Below are 16081 nucleotides of genomic sequence, written 5' to 3'. Positions count from 1 at the left end.
GATTGGGGGTCCTATCGAGTTTTCGTGAGTAGATTCGGGATCTATGTATACATAATGGTTGAGCCTCTGTGACCCGGGCCATAGAGTGGGCCCATTACCTGCCCATCTACGAGGGAGTGCCTGATGTCTGACTACCGTGAAACCTATGCCGCCAGTACCGAGGATCCCGCCGCCTTCTGGCTGGAAGCGGCCACGCTGGTTGACTGGAGCACCCGCCCCGAACGCGGGCTGGACGACTCCCGGGCACCGCTGTACGGATGGTATCCGGACGGGAGGCTGAACCTCACCGTGAACGCCTTGGACCGCCATGTGGCCGCCGGTCGCGGGGACCAGGCGGCCCTGGTCTACGATTCCGCGGTCCTGGGGACCCGGCGCAGTTACACCTATGCGGAGCTGCTCGACGAGGTCTCGCGCTTCGCCGGGGTCCTGCGGGACCGGGGGATCGAGGCGGGGGACCGGGTCATCCTGTATCTGCCGATGATCCCGCAGGCCGCGATCGCCATGCTGGCCTGTGCCCGGATCGGGGCCGTGCACTCGGTGGTCTTCGGCGGGTTCGCCGCGAAGGAACTGGCGGCCCGGATCAACGATTGCCGCCCGAAGGCCATCGTCACCGCCACCGGCGGGGTCGAACCGGCCCGCCGTGTCGAATACCTGCCGGTGGTTGCCGAGGCGATGGAGACGGCGGCACATAAAATGGGCACCGTCGTCGTGCACCACCGTGAGGGCTTCCAGCACGACCGTTCCGAATACGGAGGCACCCCTGCCGGGTGGCTCGATTGGGAGGACCTCACCGCAGCGGCCGAGCCCGCGGGCCCGGTGGACATGGCCGCCGGGGACCCCCTCTACATCCTCTACACCTCCGGAACGACCGGGTCCCCCAAGGGAGTGGTCCGCGATACCGGCGGGTACGCGGTGGCCATGGCATGGTCGATGCGCAACATCTACGGAGTCGAAGCCGGCGAGACCATGTTCACCGCCTCCGACGTCGGTTGGGTGGTGGGCCACTCCTACATCGTCTACGGGCCGCTGATCGCCGGGGCGACGACGGTGCTGTACGAGGGCAAGCCGGTCGGCACCCCCGATGCCGGTGCCTTCTGGCGGGTCGTGGCAGAACACGAGGTCGACGTCATGTTCACGGCCCCGACCGCGCTGCGGGCGATCCGCAAGGCGGACCCTCGGGCGGAACTGCTGGAGAACTACGACACCTCGCGGTTGCGGGCGCTCTTCGTCGCCGGTGAACGGCTGGACCCGGACACCTTCAGCTGGGCCGGAAAGGTCCTGGGGGTGCCCATCGTCGACAACTGGTGGCAGACGGAGACCGGCTGGCCGATCGCCTCCAACCTGCTGGGCCTCGAGGCACTCCCGATCAAACCGGGGTCCCCGACCGTGCCGGTCCCGGGATACCACGTGACGATCCTGGATCCGCTGGGCGAACCGGTCGGGCCCGGGCAGGAGGGGAACATCGTCCTGGAGCTGCCGCTGCCCCCGGGGGCGCTGCGGACCCTGTGGGGCAAAGACGAGCGCTACCGCTCGGCCTACCTCGACCAGTTCCCCGGCTTCTACACCACCGGTGACTCGGGCTACCTGGACGAGGACGGCTATCTCTATGTGATGGGTCGTACCGATGACGTGATCAACGTCGCCGGGCACCGGCTCTCCACCGGGGCGATCGAACAGGTCCTGGGGGCCCACCCCGCGGTGGCCGAATGCGCGGTCATCGGGGTGGCCGACGACCTCAAGGGCCAGAGCGCCTGCGGTTTCGTGGTGCTCAAATCGGGGATCTCCACCTCCGAGGAACAACTCGCCACCGAGCTGGTGGCCCTGGTGCGTGAGCGGATCGGACCAGTGGCCGACTTCCGCCGGGTCCGGGTGGTCGAGGCCCTGCCCAAGACGCGCTCCGGGAAGATCCTGCGCAAGACGATGCGTCAGATCGCCGACGGCAAGGCCTACTCGGTACCCTCGACGATCGAGGACCCCGCGGTCATCGAGGCGCTGCTGCCGTTCCTGCGGATGGAGTGAGGCGGCAGGATCGGGTGTGCCTACCGCCAACGGTATTCATATTCCGGCCGGCCCGGGGTGCCATATCGCGGTGACTTGATCGCCTGATCGGCCCCGGCAAGGTATTCCAGATAGCGGCGGGCGGTCACGCGGGACAGCTGCACGACGTCGGCGACTTCGGTGGCTGACAAAGCCGTCGGTTTGCTCTGGCGGGCACCGGAGACCGCCGCGAGCGTCTCCTCCTGCAACCCCTTGGGCAACCGGGTGGGGGCCACCGTGCGCAAGGCAGCCAAGGCGCTGTCGATCGAGGCCTGCGTGGCAGTGCCCTCCGCATCGGCAAGGTTGAGCCGGAAGTTCCGGTGGTTGTCCAGCCTCTCCCGGAACACGGCGAAGCTGAACGGCTTGATCAGGTACTGCGTCACCCCGGCCGACAGTGCCGTTTTGACCACGTGGAGATCCCGGACGGCGGTGATGGCGATGATGTCCACGGTATGCCCGCGGCCGCGGATCCGCCGCGCCACATCGAGGCCGTGGAGGTCGGTTAGATTCATATCCAGCAGGACCAGATCGATCGGGGCCCCGACGGTGGCCGCCGCGTCGAGCCTGGCGAGCGCCCCGCCGCCGGTGAGCACGACGGCATCGACCACGTAGCCCGGGATCCGGCGCACATAGTCTGCGTGGGCCTGGGCGGTCATCGGTTCGTCATCGACGATGAGCGTGCGCAATTCGCGGTCAGTGGCCATGGTCGACACCTCCTGATGATGGGTGGTCGGGGATCTGGCGGCCCAGTGGCAAGGTGATGGTGAAGATTGCGCCACCGTCGGATTCAACCTCGAGCGTTCCGTTGAGCCGGGCCACGGCCTGCCGGACAAGGGCCAGCCCGAGTCCGCGTCCCCCAGGAGCCCCGGGGCCCTTGGACGTGCCACCGAGACGGAAGATCTCCTCGAGCTGGTCGGTGTCGACCCCCGGCCCGGAATCGGCAACGGAGATGATCAGCATCTGGTCCGCCACCGAGAAGTCGGCCCAGACGGTGCGGAGCGGTGAGGTGGCGGCGGCATCGAAGGCGTTATCGAGCAGGTTGCCCGTCAAGGTGACCAGATCCCGGGCATCCAGCGCCCCCGGAGGAAGGTCCCCGCTGGCAGACATCGTCAAACGGATCCCGCGTTCGTGGGCCTGGGCCGCCTTGCCGATCATCAGGGCGGTCAGGAACGGCTCGTCGATGGACTGCACGAACTCGTCGGTGAGCCGCTGGGACTCGTATTGGTCCTGCACGGCGAATTCCAGCGCCTCCCGTTCGCGACCAAGTTCGATCATGGTCGCCACGGTATGGAGCCGGTTGGCATGTTCGTGCGTCTGGGCCCGCAGCGCCTCGGAGAGCGTCTTCATCGACTCCAGTTCCCCCGTCAGCGCCTGCAGCTCCGTGTGGTCACGCAAGGTGGCCACCGTGCCCAGCTGGCGCGGGGTTGGACGGGCCGCCGGCTCTCCCCGGCGCAGCCCACCGGACCTGCGGAACGGAAAGACGGGCGAAGGGCCGATATCCGGTTCGCTCGCGCGCTGTTGGCTGATCACCAGGATCCTTTCGCGGGTCAGATGGATCTCATCGGTGGCCCTGCGGCCCGACGCGAAGAGGTCCAGGACCGTCTCGGGTAGTCCCAGCTCCGCCACCGGAGCAGGTTTCAAGGCTCCGGCCGGCGGGAGCGCCAACAGGTCTGCAGCCTGGTCGTTGTAGAGCACGAGGCGACGGTGGTCATCAATGAGCACCAGGCCTTCGCGCAGCGAATGCAGTGCCGAATCGTAGTAGGCGAAGAGGCTGCGCAGTTCCTCGGGACCATATCCCAGGGTCACCCGGCGTAAATACCGACTGAGCAGCCAGGAACCGAGACTGCCGAGGATCGTCGCGGCCAGAGCCACCCAGAGGACCGTGGGCAAGGAGGCCGCCTGAGCCAGGGACAGGCTCTGCAGGGTCACCCCGACGGCGACCATCGCGATCACCCCGCCCCCGTCGTCGTGCACCGGGGCGATCGCCCGGACGGAGGGGCCGAGGGTGCCCTCGTATTCCTCGACCTGGCTGTGCCCGGCCAAGGCCTGATCGATGCTGCCGATATAGGGGCGGCCCAGCTCGTCGGGATTCGGGTGCGTGAACCGCGTGCGGTCGGGAGCCATGATCGTCACAAAGTCGACGTGTGCCATGGCATCGACCTTCCGCGTGTAGGGCTGCAGTGCGTCAGAAGGGGCAGGACCGGTGACGGAGTCCTCCACGAAGGGGTCGTTGGCGAGGGTCACCGCAATGCCGAGGACCCGGTCCGCCGTCGCCTCCCGGGCCTGGGTCTGTGCCGTGGCGTAGTTGCTTGCACTGACGGCGGCACAGATCAGGACGACCAGCAGCAGCTGGGCCAGGAACAACCGGCTGGCCAGCGAAAAAGTACCCTGCACCGTTGGATGTGCCTTCGCCGCCATGGGGTCCTCCTTGGAATCCGTCACCAAGTTTCGCACGGGGACCGGCGGACCCGGCGCGGAGACGCGTGACCAATATGAACGCAAGCGTGAGGTGAATCACTTTCGGTCCGACCATGGAGGGAACCCATATTTCGAAGAGCAGAAGGAGCCGGCATGGCAACGAAGCCAGCAGCATATGAACCCAGTCCCGGAAGCGTGGCGGCCGGTCAGCCTCCAGTGCGGAAGAAGGACAGGACCCACTGGCTGTACATCATGGTCATCATCGCCGTCGTCCTGGGCGCGACGATCGGACTGGTCTTCCCGGAGGTCGGCAAATCGCTCAAGCCACTGGGCACCGCTTTCGTCGCACTGATCAAGATGATCATCGCCCCGATCATCTTCTGCACCATCGTCCTCGGTGTCGGCTCGGTGGCCCGGGCCGCGACGGTCGGCAAGGTCGGCGGTCTGGCGCTGGGCTACTTCATCACGATGTCCACCTTTGCCCTGGCCATCGGCCTGCTCGTGGGAAACCTGATCCACCCCGGTTCAGGACTGCATCTGCAGCCCTACGATGCGGCCGCGGGGGATCAGGACAGCGGAACCGTTGATTTCCTGATGAGCCTGATCCCCGGTTCCATCCCGGTGCTGCCCACCCTCGTGCTGGCACTGCTGGTCGGCTTCGCCCTGCAGTCCATGGGCAAATCCGGGGAAGCGGTGCTCAAGGGCATCCAGCACATCCAGGGCGTGGTCTTCAAACTGATGATGATGATCATGTGGGCCGCCCCGATCGGCGCCTTCGGGGCCATCGCCGCAGTGGTGGGGGCCACCGGCTGGGCGGCCATCGGCTCCATGGCCATCCTCATGGGTTCCTTCTACATCACGTGTGCGCTGTTCATCCTCGTGATCCTGGGCTCGATCCTCAAGGCGGTGACGGGGCTGAACATCCTGAAGCTGATGAAATACCTGGCCCGGGAATACCTGCTGATCTTCTCCACCTCATCCTCCGAATCGGCCCTGCCGCGCCTCATGGCCAAGATGGAGCATGCCGGGGTCTCCCGGCCGGTGGTGGGGATCACCGTGCCGACCGGCTATTCCTTCAACCTCGACGGCACGGCGATCTACCTGACGATGGCCTCGCTCTTCGTCTCCACCGCCATGGGGATGCCCATGAACCTGGGCGAACAAATATCGTTGCTGGTGTTCATGATCATCGCTTCCAAGGGCGCCGCCGGAGTCACCGGCGCCGGACTGGCCACGCTGGCTGCCGGTCTGCAATCACACCGTCCCGAGCTACTCGACGGCATGGGAGTGATCGTGGGCATCGATAAGTTCATGTCGGAAGCCCGCGCACTCACGAACTTCACCGGCAACGCCGTCGCCACCTTGCTGATCGGCAAGTGGACCCGCGAAATCGATATGGAGCAAACCCGCGCGGTGCTCTCCGGCCAGCGCCCGTTCGATGAGCTCTCGCTGGAACCAGAGGCTTTCGAGGCCGAGGCCGAGGCGCAAGCCGGGCAAAACCTGCCCGAACCGGCGCTCACGCATTAGCCGCCTCATGCACCTCGCCGTCGACCGGTTCGGCCCATGGGGCGGACCGGTCGACCGCGCCCTTCCGGCGGTGGAAGCCGTCCGCCCGGGGTCAACCCTCGAGTTCAGCTTCAAGGTAAAGGCTCGCCGTTTGCCGGCAAACCTGCGCGGTTGCGGACCGTCGCAGCGATAGCCTAGAGGCTAGGCAGTGAGAGAAGTAAGCAACGATCGGAAGCGTGGTTCATACCGTGAGCGAGGAAAAGGGTTCGAGGACTCGGACAGCAGGGTTGCTGAAGGAGCCGCCGGTGGTCGGGCCCACCGGTCGACCCCTGACGAATTTCCCCGAACCACAGCCGTTGGAAAGCCACGGCCCGGCCCGCATCATCGCGATGGTGAACCAGAAGGGCGGGGTCGGCAAGACGACCTCGACCATCAACCTCGCAGCCGCGCTCGCCGAATACGGTCGTAAGGTGCTGTTGGTCGACTTCGACCCGCAGGGAGCCCTCAGCGCCGGATTCGGAACCAACCCGCATGAGCTGGACATCACCGTCTACAACGTGCTGCTCGAACGCAAGACCAGCATCCATGATGCGATCCTGGGCACCGACATCGAGAACATCGACCTGTTGCCGGCGAACATCGACCTCTCGGCCGCCGAGGTCCAGCTGGTCAACGAGGTGGCCCGTGAACAGGTGCTCGAACGGGCCCTGCGCAAGGTCTCCGACGACTACGACGTCATCCTCATCGACTGCCAGCCCTCGTTGGGATTGTTGACCGTCAATGCGCTGACCGCAGCCCACGGGGTGATCATCCCGCTGACCGCCGAGTTCTTCGCCCTGCGTGCCGTGGCCCTGCTGGTGGAGACCATCGACAAGGTCCAGGACCGGTTGAACCCCTCCCTGCAGGTGGACGGCGTCCTGGCCACGATGTACGACGCCAGGACCTTGCACTCCCGGGAAGTCATCGGCCGGCTCGTCGAGGCCTTCGGGGACCAGGTCTTCGAGACCGTCATCAAACGCACGATCAAGTTCGCCGACGCCAACGTCGCCGCCGAGCCGATCACCAGCTATGCCACCAACCACCCGGGGGCGGAGTCCTACCGGATGCTGGCCAAGGAGCTCATCAGCCGCGGCGGCGCCCCGTAATGAGGACGGCGGACCGTGCGGACACCGTGTCGCCGTCCGCCGCCCCCGACCCGCAGGGCAGCGGTGGCTTCGCCGTGGCCCTGGAGAATTTCTCCGGGCCCTTCGACGTGCTGCTGAACCTCATCGGCAAACACCAGCTCGACGTCACCGAGATCGCCCTGGCGAAGGTCACCGACGAATTCATCGCCTACCTGCGTGAGCTGCGCGACGGCGCGGGGGAGGGCGCCCTGGAGGAGACGACGTCGTTCCTGGTGGTGGCCTCCACCCTGCTGGATCTGAAGGCGGCCCGGTTGCTGCCCACCGGCGAGGTCGAATCCGACGAGGACATCGCCCTACTGGAGGCGCGTGACCTGCTCTTCGCCCGACTGCTGCAGTACCGGGCGTTCAAAGCGATCGCCGGGGAATTCTCCGACCGCCTCGCCGTCGAAGCCGAACGCTACCCGCGCCGGGTCTCCCTGGAACCCGGTTTCGCGGCCCTGCTGCCCGAACTGGTCTTCACCACCAGCGCGTCCACCTTGGCCCGGCTGGCCCGCAAGGCCATGGAACCCAAGCGGATCGAACCGACCGAAGTCGGCATCGAGCACCTGCACGCCCCCGCCGTGAACGTGCGTGAACAGGCCGAACTGATCGCCACCCGCTTGATCGGAGGCGGACAGGTCAGTTTCACCGAACTGGTGGCCGACGACTCCCGGACCCCCGTGGTGGTGGCCAGGTTCCTGGCGCTGCTGGATTTGTTCCGTGACCGGTTCATCGGCTTCGAGCAGGCAGGTCCGCTGGCGGAACTGTTGGTCTGCTGGAACCAGGATGCCGGGGCGTGGGACCCCGAAACCGTGACCGGGGACCATCAGCTGCCTCCACCCGTCGCGGCGGCCCCCGCGGCGGGGGAGGAGGGGCCATGACCGGCAACGACGCCGGGGCGCCGCCACCGCCCGAGGACCCCCACGTCGATGACCTTCCCGGTGGGGCGCGGGCGGCCATCGAAGCCGTGCTGATGGTCGCCGACGAGCCGGTGGCCCCGCAGCGGCTGGCCGAGGTCCTGGCGGTGGACGTCCAGCGGGTCCGCGAACTGCTGGCCGAGCTGCAGAACGACTATGACCTGCATCACGGTTTCGAGCTGCGCGAGCTTGCCGGAGGGTGGCGGGTCTATTCAAAACGTGACTTTGCTCCCGTTGTCTCCCGCTTCGTCCTGGACGGCGCCACCTCCCGTCTGTCCCAGGCGGCGCTGGAGACCCTGGCGGTGATCGCCTACCGCCAACCGGTCTCCCGCGCCCGCATTGCGGCGATCCGCGGGGTCAACGTGGACTCCGTGGTCAGGACCCTTTCGATGCGCGGTTTGGTCGCCGAAGAGGGGACGGATCCGACTTCGGGTGCCATGCTGTATCGGACCACCGGCTATTTTCTGGAAAGATTGGGGGTGGACAGCGTGGCGGACCTGCCGCAGCTCTCCCCCCATTTGCCCGGACTGGACGACCTCGAGCACTACGACGAGGACCCTTTCTAGGCCACCATCTCAGTAAGCAACGAAGGAATCGACATGACCCAGGGATCCAATTCAGGCGCAGGCCGCGGCAATCAACGCCGGTCGACGCCCGGCCAGGGTGCCGGGCGCGGCGCTTCCGGACGACGACAGGACGGACCCAAGCAGGGCCCGAAATCAGGGGGCAGCTACGGCGCCAAGAAGCAGGGCGCAGCCAAGAAGGACCAGTCATCCTCGGCCCCGCGGGGGCCCCAGGCCTTCGGTGGCGAACGCTTCGGCCGGAACCTGGGACCGGTGAAGAAGAACCGCCCGGCTCCCCAGCGACGGACGACTCCGCGCACCGAACCGACGCAGGACCAGGACGGCGTGCGTCTGCAGAAGGTCATGGCCAACGCCGGGGTGGCGTCACGCCGGGTCAGCGAGGAGATGATCACCGCCGGACGGGTGGAGGTCAACGGTGAGATCGTCACCGAGCTCGGCATCCGGGTGGACCCGGGCTCCGAGACCATCCATGTGGACGGCATGCGGATCCAACTCAACGAGACGATGAAATACCTCGTCTTCAACAAGCCGCGCGGCGTCGTTTCCACCATGGAGGACCCCGAGGGACGGCCCTGCGTCTCGGATTTCCTGCGCAAGAAGGGCGAACGCCTCTTCCACGTCGGCCGTCTGGACGTGAACACCGAGGGACTGCTGTTGCTGACCAACGACGGGGAACTGGCCAACCGGCTGACCCATCCCTCCTACGAGATCCCCAAGACCTACCTGGTCCAGGTGCCCGGACCGATGGCCCACGGGGTGGGTGCCGAGATGAAGAGCGGCATCAAGCTCGAGGACGGCATCGCCAGCGTGGACTCCTTCAAGCTCGTCGATTCCACCCCGGGCAAGGTCCTGGTGGAGGTCGTCCTGCACTCGGGCCGCAACCGGATCGTCCGCCGGCTCTTCGACGCCGTCGGCCACCCCGTCAAGCGCCTGGTGCGCGTGCAGATGGGCCCGATCCGTCTGGGTGACCAGAAGCAGGGCACCATCCGCCAGCTGGGCAACCACGAGGTCGGCCACCTGCTTTCCGAAGTAGGTATGTAGCAGGTGGTTGCCGCACATCTTCCAGGTCCGGTACTGGTGATCGGTACCGGACTGCTCGGCGCCAGCGTCGGTCTCGGCCTGAGCCGGCTCGGCGTCCAGGTCTCGTTGGCCGACACCTCCCCGACCGCCGCACGGGTCGCGCAGGACATCGGTGCGGGCACCCTGTACGAACCCGGTGTCTCACCCGAGCCGCTGCTGGTCGTCGTCGGCGCGCCGCCGGACGTGAGTGCTGCGGTGGTCTCCGATGCCCTGCGGGCCCATCCGGGGGCCACGGTGGTGGACATCGCCAGCGTGAAGACCTCCATCCTGCGGGCCTTGAGGGCCGATGACCGGCTGACCGAGGCCGACCTGTCCCGCTACGTGGGGACCCACCCCATGGCCGGGCGGGAGAAATCCGGTCCCGCGGCCGCCCGCGGTGAATTGTTCACCGCCATGCCCTGGGTCGTCTGTGCCCACCCCGGGTCCCGGGAGGCCAGCGCCGTCATCGCGGCGGACCTGGCCATAGACCTCGGCGCCACCGTGCACCGGATGGAAGCCGCCGAACACGATGCCGCCGTCGCACTGATCTCGCATTTCCCGCAGATCGCCTCCTCGCTGTTGGCATCGCGCCTGCTCAACGCCCCGGCCCATACATTGGCCCTGGCAGGCAACGGGCTGCGCGACACCACGCGCATCGCGGCCTCGGATCCCCGGCTGTGGATCCAGATCCTGAGCAACAACGCCCCCGAGCTGGTGGGCATCCTGCACGGGTTGCGGGAGGACCTGAACCGGCTGATCTCCACGCTGGAGGACCCCGAGGGCCCCGGAGCCCTGTTGGACCTGGCGGAACTCATGGGGGAGGGCAACGCCGGTCAGGCACGCATCCCCGGCAAGCACGGGTCCCCGCCGCAGGCCTTCGCCGTGGTCACCGTCATCGTGGACGACCGCCCCGGGCAGATCGCCCAGCTGTTGGCCGACGTCGGCGACGCGGGAATCAACCTGGAGGACCTGAGGATGGAACACTCCTCGGGCCATCAGGTCGGCATGGTTGAAATCTCCGTTTTACCCGGGCGCAGCCAGGAACTCATGGAAGCCCTCACCGAACGCTCATGGAAGGTAGTGCAGTAAGTGCAGAATCTAGTGGTGGCCATCGACGGCCCGTCAGGCAGCGGAAAATCATCGGTCTCCAAGGAGGTGGCCCGCCGGCTCGGCGCCGCCTACCTGGACACCGGGGCGATGTACCGGGCGCTGACCTATGCCTGCCTGGAGGCCGGGACCGATCTGCAGGATGCCGAAGCAGTCACCGCAGCGGTGAAGGCGGCCTCCGTGCAGATCGGCACCGAGACCGATACCGAACAGGTGATGGTCAACGGGGCCGACGTCAGTGAGGCAATCCGTGCACCGCACGTGTCGGAGGCCGTTTCCTCCGTCGCCGTGATCCTGGAGGTCCGGGCCGAACTGGTGCGTCGTCAGCAGGAGATCATTGCCGCCCACGAGCGCATCGTCGCCGAAGGCCGGGACATCACCACCGTGGTGGCCCCCGAAGCGCCGGCCCGGATCCTGCTCACCGCGCGTGAGGAAGTGCGCATGGCCCGCCGCGGCCTGCAGCTCGGCGGCACCCAGAGCGGGGAGGACCTGCAACGCCAGGTCGTCGCCCGGGACGCCAAGGATTCCACGGTCACCAGTTTCACCACTGCGGCCGACGGCGTGGTCACGGTCGATTCCTCCGACCTGGACTTCGAGCAGACGGTCCAGGCCGTGCTGGGCGTCGTGGAAGCCGTCGACGCCCCGGCCTGAGGACCCACGGGCCCCAAGCGTGCAAAAATAGTAAGTGCTTCCGCGTACGGCGGAAGCGGCGAACAAAGGAAACCCCTGAACATGACCGATCACGCCGCCGTTACCGGCGACGGAGACGAATACGTCCCCTCGGGAGAGGACCACGTCGCCGAAAAACTCGAACTGATCACCGATGAGGAAGCCGAGCAGCGCGCCGCTTCCCTGCGGGAAGGCCTGTCCGACTACGAACTCGACGACGAGGACACCCGGCTGCTGTCCCACCTCGACGACGATGATTTCGAAGAGGTCGAGGAGAAGGCGCCCCCGGTGGTGGCCATCATCGGCCGCCCCAACGTCGGCAAATCGACCCTGGTCAACCGGATCATCGGCCGCCGCGAAGCAGTGGTCGAAGACGTTCCGGGAGTCACCCGCGACCGGGTGTCCTACAACGCCGAGTGGAGCGGACGCGATTTCACCCTCGTGGACACCGGCGGCTGGGAACACGATGCAAAAGGCATCCACGCCCGGGTCGCCGACCAGGCCGAAATCGCGGCCGAGCACTCCGACGCGATCATCTTCGTCGTCGACTCCGCCGTCGGGGCCACCGCCACCGATGAACTGGTCGTGAAGATGCTCCGCCGGCAGAAGAAGCCGGTGTTCCTCGTGGCGAACAAGGTCGACGGCGAAGCCCAGGAAGCCGACGCCGCCTCCTTGTGGAGCCTGGGATTCGGGCAGCCCTACCCCGTGTCCGCCCTGCATGGGCGCGGTACCGCCGATCTGCTCGATGACCTGTTGGATAAGCTGCCGGCCTATTCGGCGGTCAGCGCGCTGATCCCCACGGGAGGACCGCGCCGCGTGGCGCTCATCGGGCGACCGAACGTGGGCAAGTCCTCGCTGCTGAACAAATTGGCAGGAACCGACCGCGTCGTCGTCGACGACACCGCCGGAACCACCCGGGACCCGGTGGACGAACTGGTCGACATCGGTGGACGCACCTGGCGCTTCGTGGACACCGCGGGGATCCGACGCCGCCAGCATATGGCCGTCGGCTCCGACTACTATGCCTCCCTGCGCACCCAGTCGGCCCTCGAGAAGGCCGAAGTCGCCGTGGTCCTGTTGGCCGTGGACGAGGTCCTCAGTGAACAGGATGTGCGGATCCTGCAGACCAGCATCGACTCGGGACGTGCCCTGGTCCTGGCCTTCAATAAATGGGACCTGCTCGACGACGAACGCCGGCACTACCTGGAGCGGGAAGTTGAACACGACCTGGCCCATGTCGATTGGGCCCCGCGCGTGAACATCTCGGCGGCCACCGGCTGGCATAAGGACCGGCTCGTCCCGGCCCTGGACCTGGCCCTGGAGTCCTGGGACCGCCGCATTCCCACCGGCAAGCTCAACGCCTTCCTCGGCGAGCTCGTGGCGGCGCACCCGCACCCGGTCCGCGGGGGCAAGCAGCCACGGATCCTCTTCGCCACCCAGGCCTCGTCACGGCCGCCGCGCTTCGTGCTGTTCACCACCGGATTCCTGGACCCCGGGTACCGCCGGTTCATCACCCGGCGGCTGCGGGAGACCTTCAGTTTCGAAGGCACACCCATCGAGGTCAGCATGCGCGTGCGTGAGAAGCGTGGGCGGTCAAAGTAGAACGGAAAATAGGGTAGAGTAGCCGAGGAGCTTTTCGCAGACGGCACCCGCCCCTCGAGGACGGGAGAACGGCTGCGGAACCGCCGGGCTATGGCGCAGCTTGGTAGCGCGCCTGACTGGGGGTCAGGAGGCCGTGGGTTCGAATCCCGCTAGCCCGACCGGCTAAGAAGGACCTTGTCAGAACGAACTATCGTTCAGGCAAGGTCCTTCTTGCCGTGCTCTGCTCCACGGGGCCGGAACCTCTTCCGCCCCCGGTTCCGCGTCCGGGGAGGCCGCGGCCGGCCATGGGCCCCGAAGTGCCCCGAAGCGTCAGCGTGAACCGTCCGCACCCGGATCGTGACCACCGGCTTGCGTCGAGGGATAACCGGTAGGCTAGGCTGGATAAAACACAAAGTGGGCGCGCCATTTGGGCGTTATGGCCCCCGGTGGCCGAAGTAGGGACATGGCATTTCAGGGAGGAAACACATGAGTGGCGAAAACCGTTGGGAGGACACCGCTGCGGACCGCAAGGAATCTGCTGCGGAAACCACCAGCATCGGCCTGCCTCCGACCACTGACGAGGTCTCTCCCGAGACCTCGCTGTCGACGGAGGAGCGCTCCTCCGTCAACGCCTTGCCCGAAGGTTCCGCCCTGCTGATCGCCCATTCCGGACCGAATCGCGGTGCCCGGTTCCTGCTTGACGGGGAACTGTCCACCGTGGGCCGGCACCCCGAAGCCGATATCTTCCTCGACGACGTCACCGTCTCGCGGAAGCACGCCCAGTTCCGCCGGGACGGCGAGGGGTTCCAGGTCGTCGACTCCGGCAGCCTCAACGGCACCTATGTCAACGGCGACCGGGTGGACGCGGTCCGCCTGCGCACCGGCTCCGAGGTCCGCATCGGCAAGTTCCGCCTGACCTTCTACTCGGGGACCGTCCCCACGACCGCCGCACGGCAGGACTGACGGTCATCCCTGTGGTTTCATCCGCGCACTCCCGCCGGGGTGTCGGCGTAGGCGCCGACACCTCCCGGCCCAGTGTGCTCAACATCGGCGAGGTCCTCACCGAACTCTCGGCGGACTTCCCGCAGACCACGGCCTCGAAGATCCGCTTCCTCGAGGAAAAGGGGTTGATCACCCCGCAGCGCACCGCCGCCGGATACCGCAAGTACACGGCCACGGACATCGACCGGCTGCGCTTCATCCTGTCCCTGCAGCGGGACCAGTACCTTCCGTTGAAGGTCATCAAGGATTATCTGGACGCCGTCGACCGGGGTGAACGCCCCGACCAGTTGGCCAGCGGGCTGACCTTGACCCCGCGCAGCGTGACCGACCAGTTGGCCCAGGAGATCGCCGGGCACACCCGGCCGCTGACCCGGGCCGAACTCCAAGGGGCCACCGGGGCCTCGGACGACCTGGTCTCCGAGCTGCTGGCCTACGGCATCATCTCCGAGGACGACCAGCGCTTCGACGAACATGCCGTGCGCATAGCCACCGCCAGCGCCAAGCTGGCTGGACACGGGATCGAACCACGGCACCTGCGTGGCTTCCGCGCCGCCGCGGACCGTGAAATCGGATTGGTCGAACGGGCCGTCGCCCCGCTGGCCAGTCGTCGTGACGTCTCCTCGCGCGCCAGCGCGGCGGAGACCGCGCGCGAAATCAGCGACGCCTGCCTGGCCCTGCATAGCGCCCTGGTCAACGGCTCGATCGCAAAGATGGACCACTAGGCGCTGCAGGAGGAACCCATGCGAGAACTGATGCTCGTCGGAGTCCGGATCGAACTACCCTCCAACCAGCCGTTGGTACTGCTCAAGGAAATCGACGGCCCCCGCCACTTGCCGATCTGGATCGGCACCCCCGAAGCCTCGGCCATCGCCATGACCCAGCAGGGGATGGGCACCCCCCGGCCGATGACCCACGACCTGCTGGAGACCATCACCTCGGCACTGGGCCACCCCCTGGTGGAGGCCCGGCTGGTGTCGGTGAAGGAAACGGTCTTCTACGCCGAACTGGAGTTCGACGGCGGGGCCACCGTGGACTCGCGGGCCTCGGATGCGATCGCCTTCGCCCTGCGGGCCGGATGCCCCATCACCTGCGCCGAGGAAGTACTGGAGGAGGCGGGGGTCCTGGTCAACGACGAGGGCTCCACCGAAGAGGCCGCAGAGGACCAGGTGCGCGAATTCCGCGAGTTCCTCGCCGACGTCGAACCCGAGGATTTCGACAAGTAGCGACACGCCCTCAAGTTAAACTTGAAGGTCTTTGACGTGGGACTGGTTCAGCCGTACCGTCAAAGCATAAGAATCCCATTGCTTCGCTGTCCCATCACTCGGCACAGTGGACGGCATCCGATGCCGCCACGGTTCCCCGACAGCTGGCAAACTCCCTATTGGGGGGAGTTTTCAACTAGGAGGGTCCACGTGAGTCCGATAGGTGAGCATAGCGGGGCGTCAGGCCCCGGCCAGACGGGCGCCGGAGACAATTCCCAGGGCCTGCTGTTCACCGAGGACCTGCCCGTCCTGGACGAAGGGGCGGGATACCGGGGCACCGTGGTCTGCAAGGCGGCCGGGATCACCTACCGCCAACTCGACTATTGGGCCCGGACCGGGCTGGTCGAACCAGCCGTACGCGGGGCTGCAGGCTCCGGCAGCCAGCGCCTCTACAGCTTCCGGGACATCCTGGTCCTCAAGGTCGTCAAGCGGCTGCTGGACACCGGGGTCTCCCTGCAGCAGATTCGTTCCGCCGTCGTGCACCTGCGCGAACGAGGTGTGGAGGATCTGGCCCAGATCACCTTGATGAGCGACGGGGCCTCCGTCTACGAATGCACCTCCGCCGACGAGGTCATCGACCTGGTCCAGGGCGGACAGGGCGTCTTCGGCATTGCCGTGGGCCGTGTCTGGCGCGAGGTCGAAGGCAGTCTGGCCGAACTACCCAGCGAGCATGCCGTCGTCGAGGAAGAGGTCTTCCCGGGCGACGAATTGGCCCGCCGTCGTGCGGCGAAGAAGTCCGCCAGCTAGAGACGTCATCGGTTCCGGTCCGTGGAACC

15 protein-coding genes and 1 tRNA gene are annotated in these 16081 nt (G+C 66.8%); 14 read left to right on the top strand and 2 right to left on the bottom strand.

All coding sequences use genetic code 11. The features are described from left to right. The first annotated feature begins 123 nt into the window (after positions 1-123). Positions 124-2019 carry a propionyl-CoA synthetase gene (locus AC3ZI9_RS10400; RefSeq protein WP_444555132.1) on the top strand — a complete coding sequence of 632 codons (1896 nt, stop codon included), beginning with the start codon at positions 124-126 and terminating at the stop codon, positions 2017-2019. A 20-nt stretch (positions 2020-2039) separates the two neighbouring features. On the opposite strand, the gene AC3ZI9_RS10395 is transcribed toward AC3ZI9_RS10400, so the two are convergent. Both AC3ZI9_RS10395 and AC3ZI9_RS10390 read right to left on the bottom strand, forming a co-directional pair. After that, on the bottom strand, positions 2040-2741 hold the full coding sequence (locus AC3ZI9_RS10395; RefSeq protein ID WP_444555131.1) for a response regulator: 702 nt from the start codon (positions 2739-2741) through the stop codon (positions 2040-2042). Next, entirely contained in the window at positions 2731-4455 is a 1725-nt protein-coding gene (locus tag AC3ZI9_RS10390; RefSeq protein ID WP_444555130.1) for a sensor histidine kinase, read from the bottom strand. Before AC3ZI9_RS10390 ends, AC3ZI9_RS10395 begins: the two co-directional genes overlap by 11 nt. A 153-nt stretch (positions 4456-4608) precedes the next feature. Between AC3ZI9_RS10390 and AC3ZI9_RS10385 the strand changes: the two genes are divergently transcribed. The 13 genes from AC3ZI9_RS10385 (at position 4609) to AC3ZI9_RS10325 (ending at position 16052) form a co-directional block, all read left to right on the top strand. Then, positions 4609-5982 (top strand): cation:dicarboxylate symporter family transporter, encoded by a 1374-nt coding sequence (locus AC3ZI9_RS10385; RefSeq protein WP_444555129.1) that lies wholly within the window; start codon positions 4609-4611, stop codon positions 5980-5982. Between the two features lie 227 nt (positions 5983-6209). Next, on the top strand, positions 6210-7106 hold the full coding sequence (locus AC3ZI9_RS10380; protein ID WP_444555128.1) for a ParA family protein: 897 nt from the start codon (positions 6210-6212) through the stop codon (positions 7104-7106). Between the two features lie 26 nt (positions 7107-7132). Further along, the gene (locus AC3ZI9_RS10375; RefSeq protein ID WP_444555127.1) at positions 7133-8005 is read left to right on the top strand and encodes a segregation and condensation protein A; all 873 of its coding nucleotides are present in this window, start codon (positions 7133-7135) and stop codon (positions 8003-8005) included. After that, positions 8002-8607, top strand: coding sequence for an SMC-Scp complex subunit ScpB (gene scpB, locus AC3ZI9_RS10370; RefSeq protein ID WP_444561755.1), 606 nt, complete (start codon positions 8002-8004; stop codon positions 8605-8607). Before AC3ZI9_RS10375 ends, scpB begins: the two co-directional genes overlap by 4 nt. 33 nt (positions 8608-8640) lie before the next feature. Then, positions 8641-9666 (top strand): pseudouridine synthase, encoded by a 1026-nt coding sequence (locus AC3ZI9_RS10365; protein ID WP_444561756.1) that lies wholly within the window; start codon positions 8641-8643, stop codon positions 9664-9666. A gap of 3 nt (positions 9667-9669) precedes the next feature. After that, positions 9670-10773, top strand: coding sequence for a prephenate dehydrogenase (locus tag AC3ZI9_RS10360; RefSeq protein ID WP_444555124.1), 1104 nt, complete (start codon positions 9670-9672; stop codon positions 10771-10773). Then, positions 10774-11442, top strand: coding sequence for a (d)CMP kinase (gene cmk, locus AC3ZI9_RS10355; protein WP_444555123.1), 669 nt, complete (start codon positions 10774-10776; stop codon positions 11440-11442). 81 nt (positions 11443-11523) lie between these two features. Further along, positions 11524-13062 carry a ribosome biogenesis GTPase Der gene (der, locus tag AC3ZI9_RS10350; protein ID WP_444555122.1) on the top strand — a complete coding sequence of 513 codons (1539 nt, stop codon included), beginning with the start codon at positions 11524-11526 and terminating at the stop codon, positions 13060-13062. 84 nt (positions 13063-13146) lie between these two features. After that, positions 13147-13220 (top strand) — tRNA-Pro (locus tag AC3ZI9_RS10345). Between the two features lie 307 nt (positions 13221-13527). After that, positions 13528-14004 (top strand): FHA domain-containing protein, encoded by a 477-nt coding sequence (locus AC3ZI9_RS10340; protein WP_444555121.1) that lies wholly within the window; start codon positions 13528-13530, stop codon positions 14002-14004. An 11-nt stretch (positions 14005-14015) separates the two neighbouring features. Continuing rightward, entirely contained in the window at positions 14016-14765 is a 750-nt protein-coding gene (gene ftsR, locus AC3ZI9_RS10335) for a transcriptional regulator FtsR (RefSeq protein ID WP_444561757.1), read from the top strand. Positions 14766-14783: 18 nt separating this feature from the next. Beyond that, on the top strand, positions 14784-15266 hold the full coding sequence (locus AC3ZI9_RS10330) for a bifunctional nuclease family protein (protein WP_444561758.1): 483 nt from the start codon (positions 14784-14786) through the stop codon (positions 15264-15266). Between the two features lie 198 nt (positions 15267-15464). Next, positions 15465-16052, top strand: coding sequence for a MerR family transcriptional regulator (locus AC3ZI9_RS10325; RefSeq protein ID WP_444555151.1), 588 nt, complete (start codon positions 15465-15467; stop codon positions 16050-16052). Positions 16053-16081 lie beyond the last annotated feature (29 nt).

The sequence above is a fragment of the Arthrobacter sp. AOP36-F1-5 genome (assembly GCF_058137995.1).
The sequence above is the reverse complement of the archived record's forward strand: the minus strand, read 5'-3'. Positions and strand labels throughout refer to the sequence as shown.

Excerpts from the sequence above, each read along its gene's own strand:
- AC3ZI9_RS10365 (WP_444561756.1), top strand. The coding sequence starts at position 8,641 with ATGACCCAGGGATCCAATTCAGGCGCAGGCCGCGGCAATCAACGCCGG.
- AC3ZI9_RS10390 (WP_444555130.1), bottom strand. The coding sequence starts at position 4,455 with ATGGCGGCGAAGGCACATCCAACGGTGCAGGGTACTTTTTCGCTGGCC.
- der (WP_444555122.1), top strand. The coding sequence starts at position 11,524 with ATGACCGATCACGCCGCCGTTACCGGCGACGGAGACGAATACGTCCCC.
- AC3ZI9_RS10385 (WP_444555129.1), top strand. The coding sequence starts at position 4,609 with ATGGCAACGAAGCCAGCAGCATATGAACCCAGTCCCGGAAGCGTGGCG.
- AC3ZI9_RS10400 (WP_444555132.1), top strand. The coding sequence starts at position 124 with ATGTCTGACTACCGTGAAACCTATGCCGCCAGTACCGAGGATCCCGCC.
- AC3ZI9_RS10395 (WP_444555131.1), bottom strand. The coding sequence starts at position 2,741 with ATGGCCACTGACCGCGAATTGCGCACGCTCATCGTCGATGACGAACCG.
- AC3ZI9_RS10330 (WP_444561758.1), top strand. The coding sequence starts at position 14,784 with ATGCGAGAACTGATGCTCGTCGGAGTCCGGATCGAACTACCCTCCAAC.
- scpB (WP_444561755.1), top strand. The coding sequence starts at position 8,002 with ATGACCGGCAACGACGCCGGGGCGCCGCCACCGCCCGAGGACCCCCAC.
- AC3ZI9_RS10340 (WP_444555121.1), top strand. The coding sequence starts at position 13,528 with ATGAGTGGCGAAAACCGTTGGGAGGACACCGCTGCGGACCGCAAGGAA.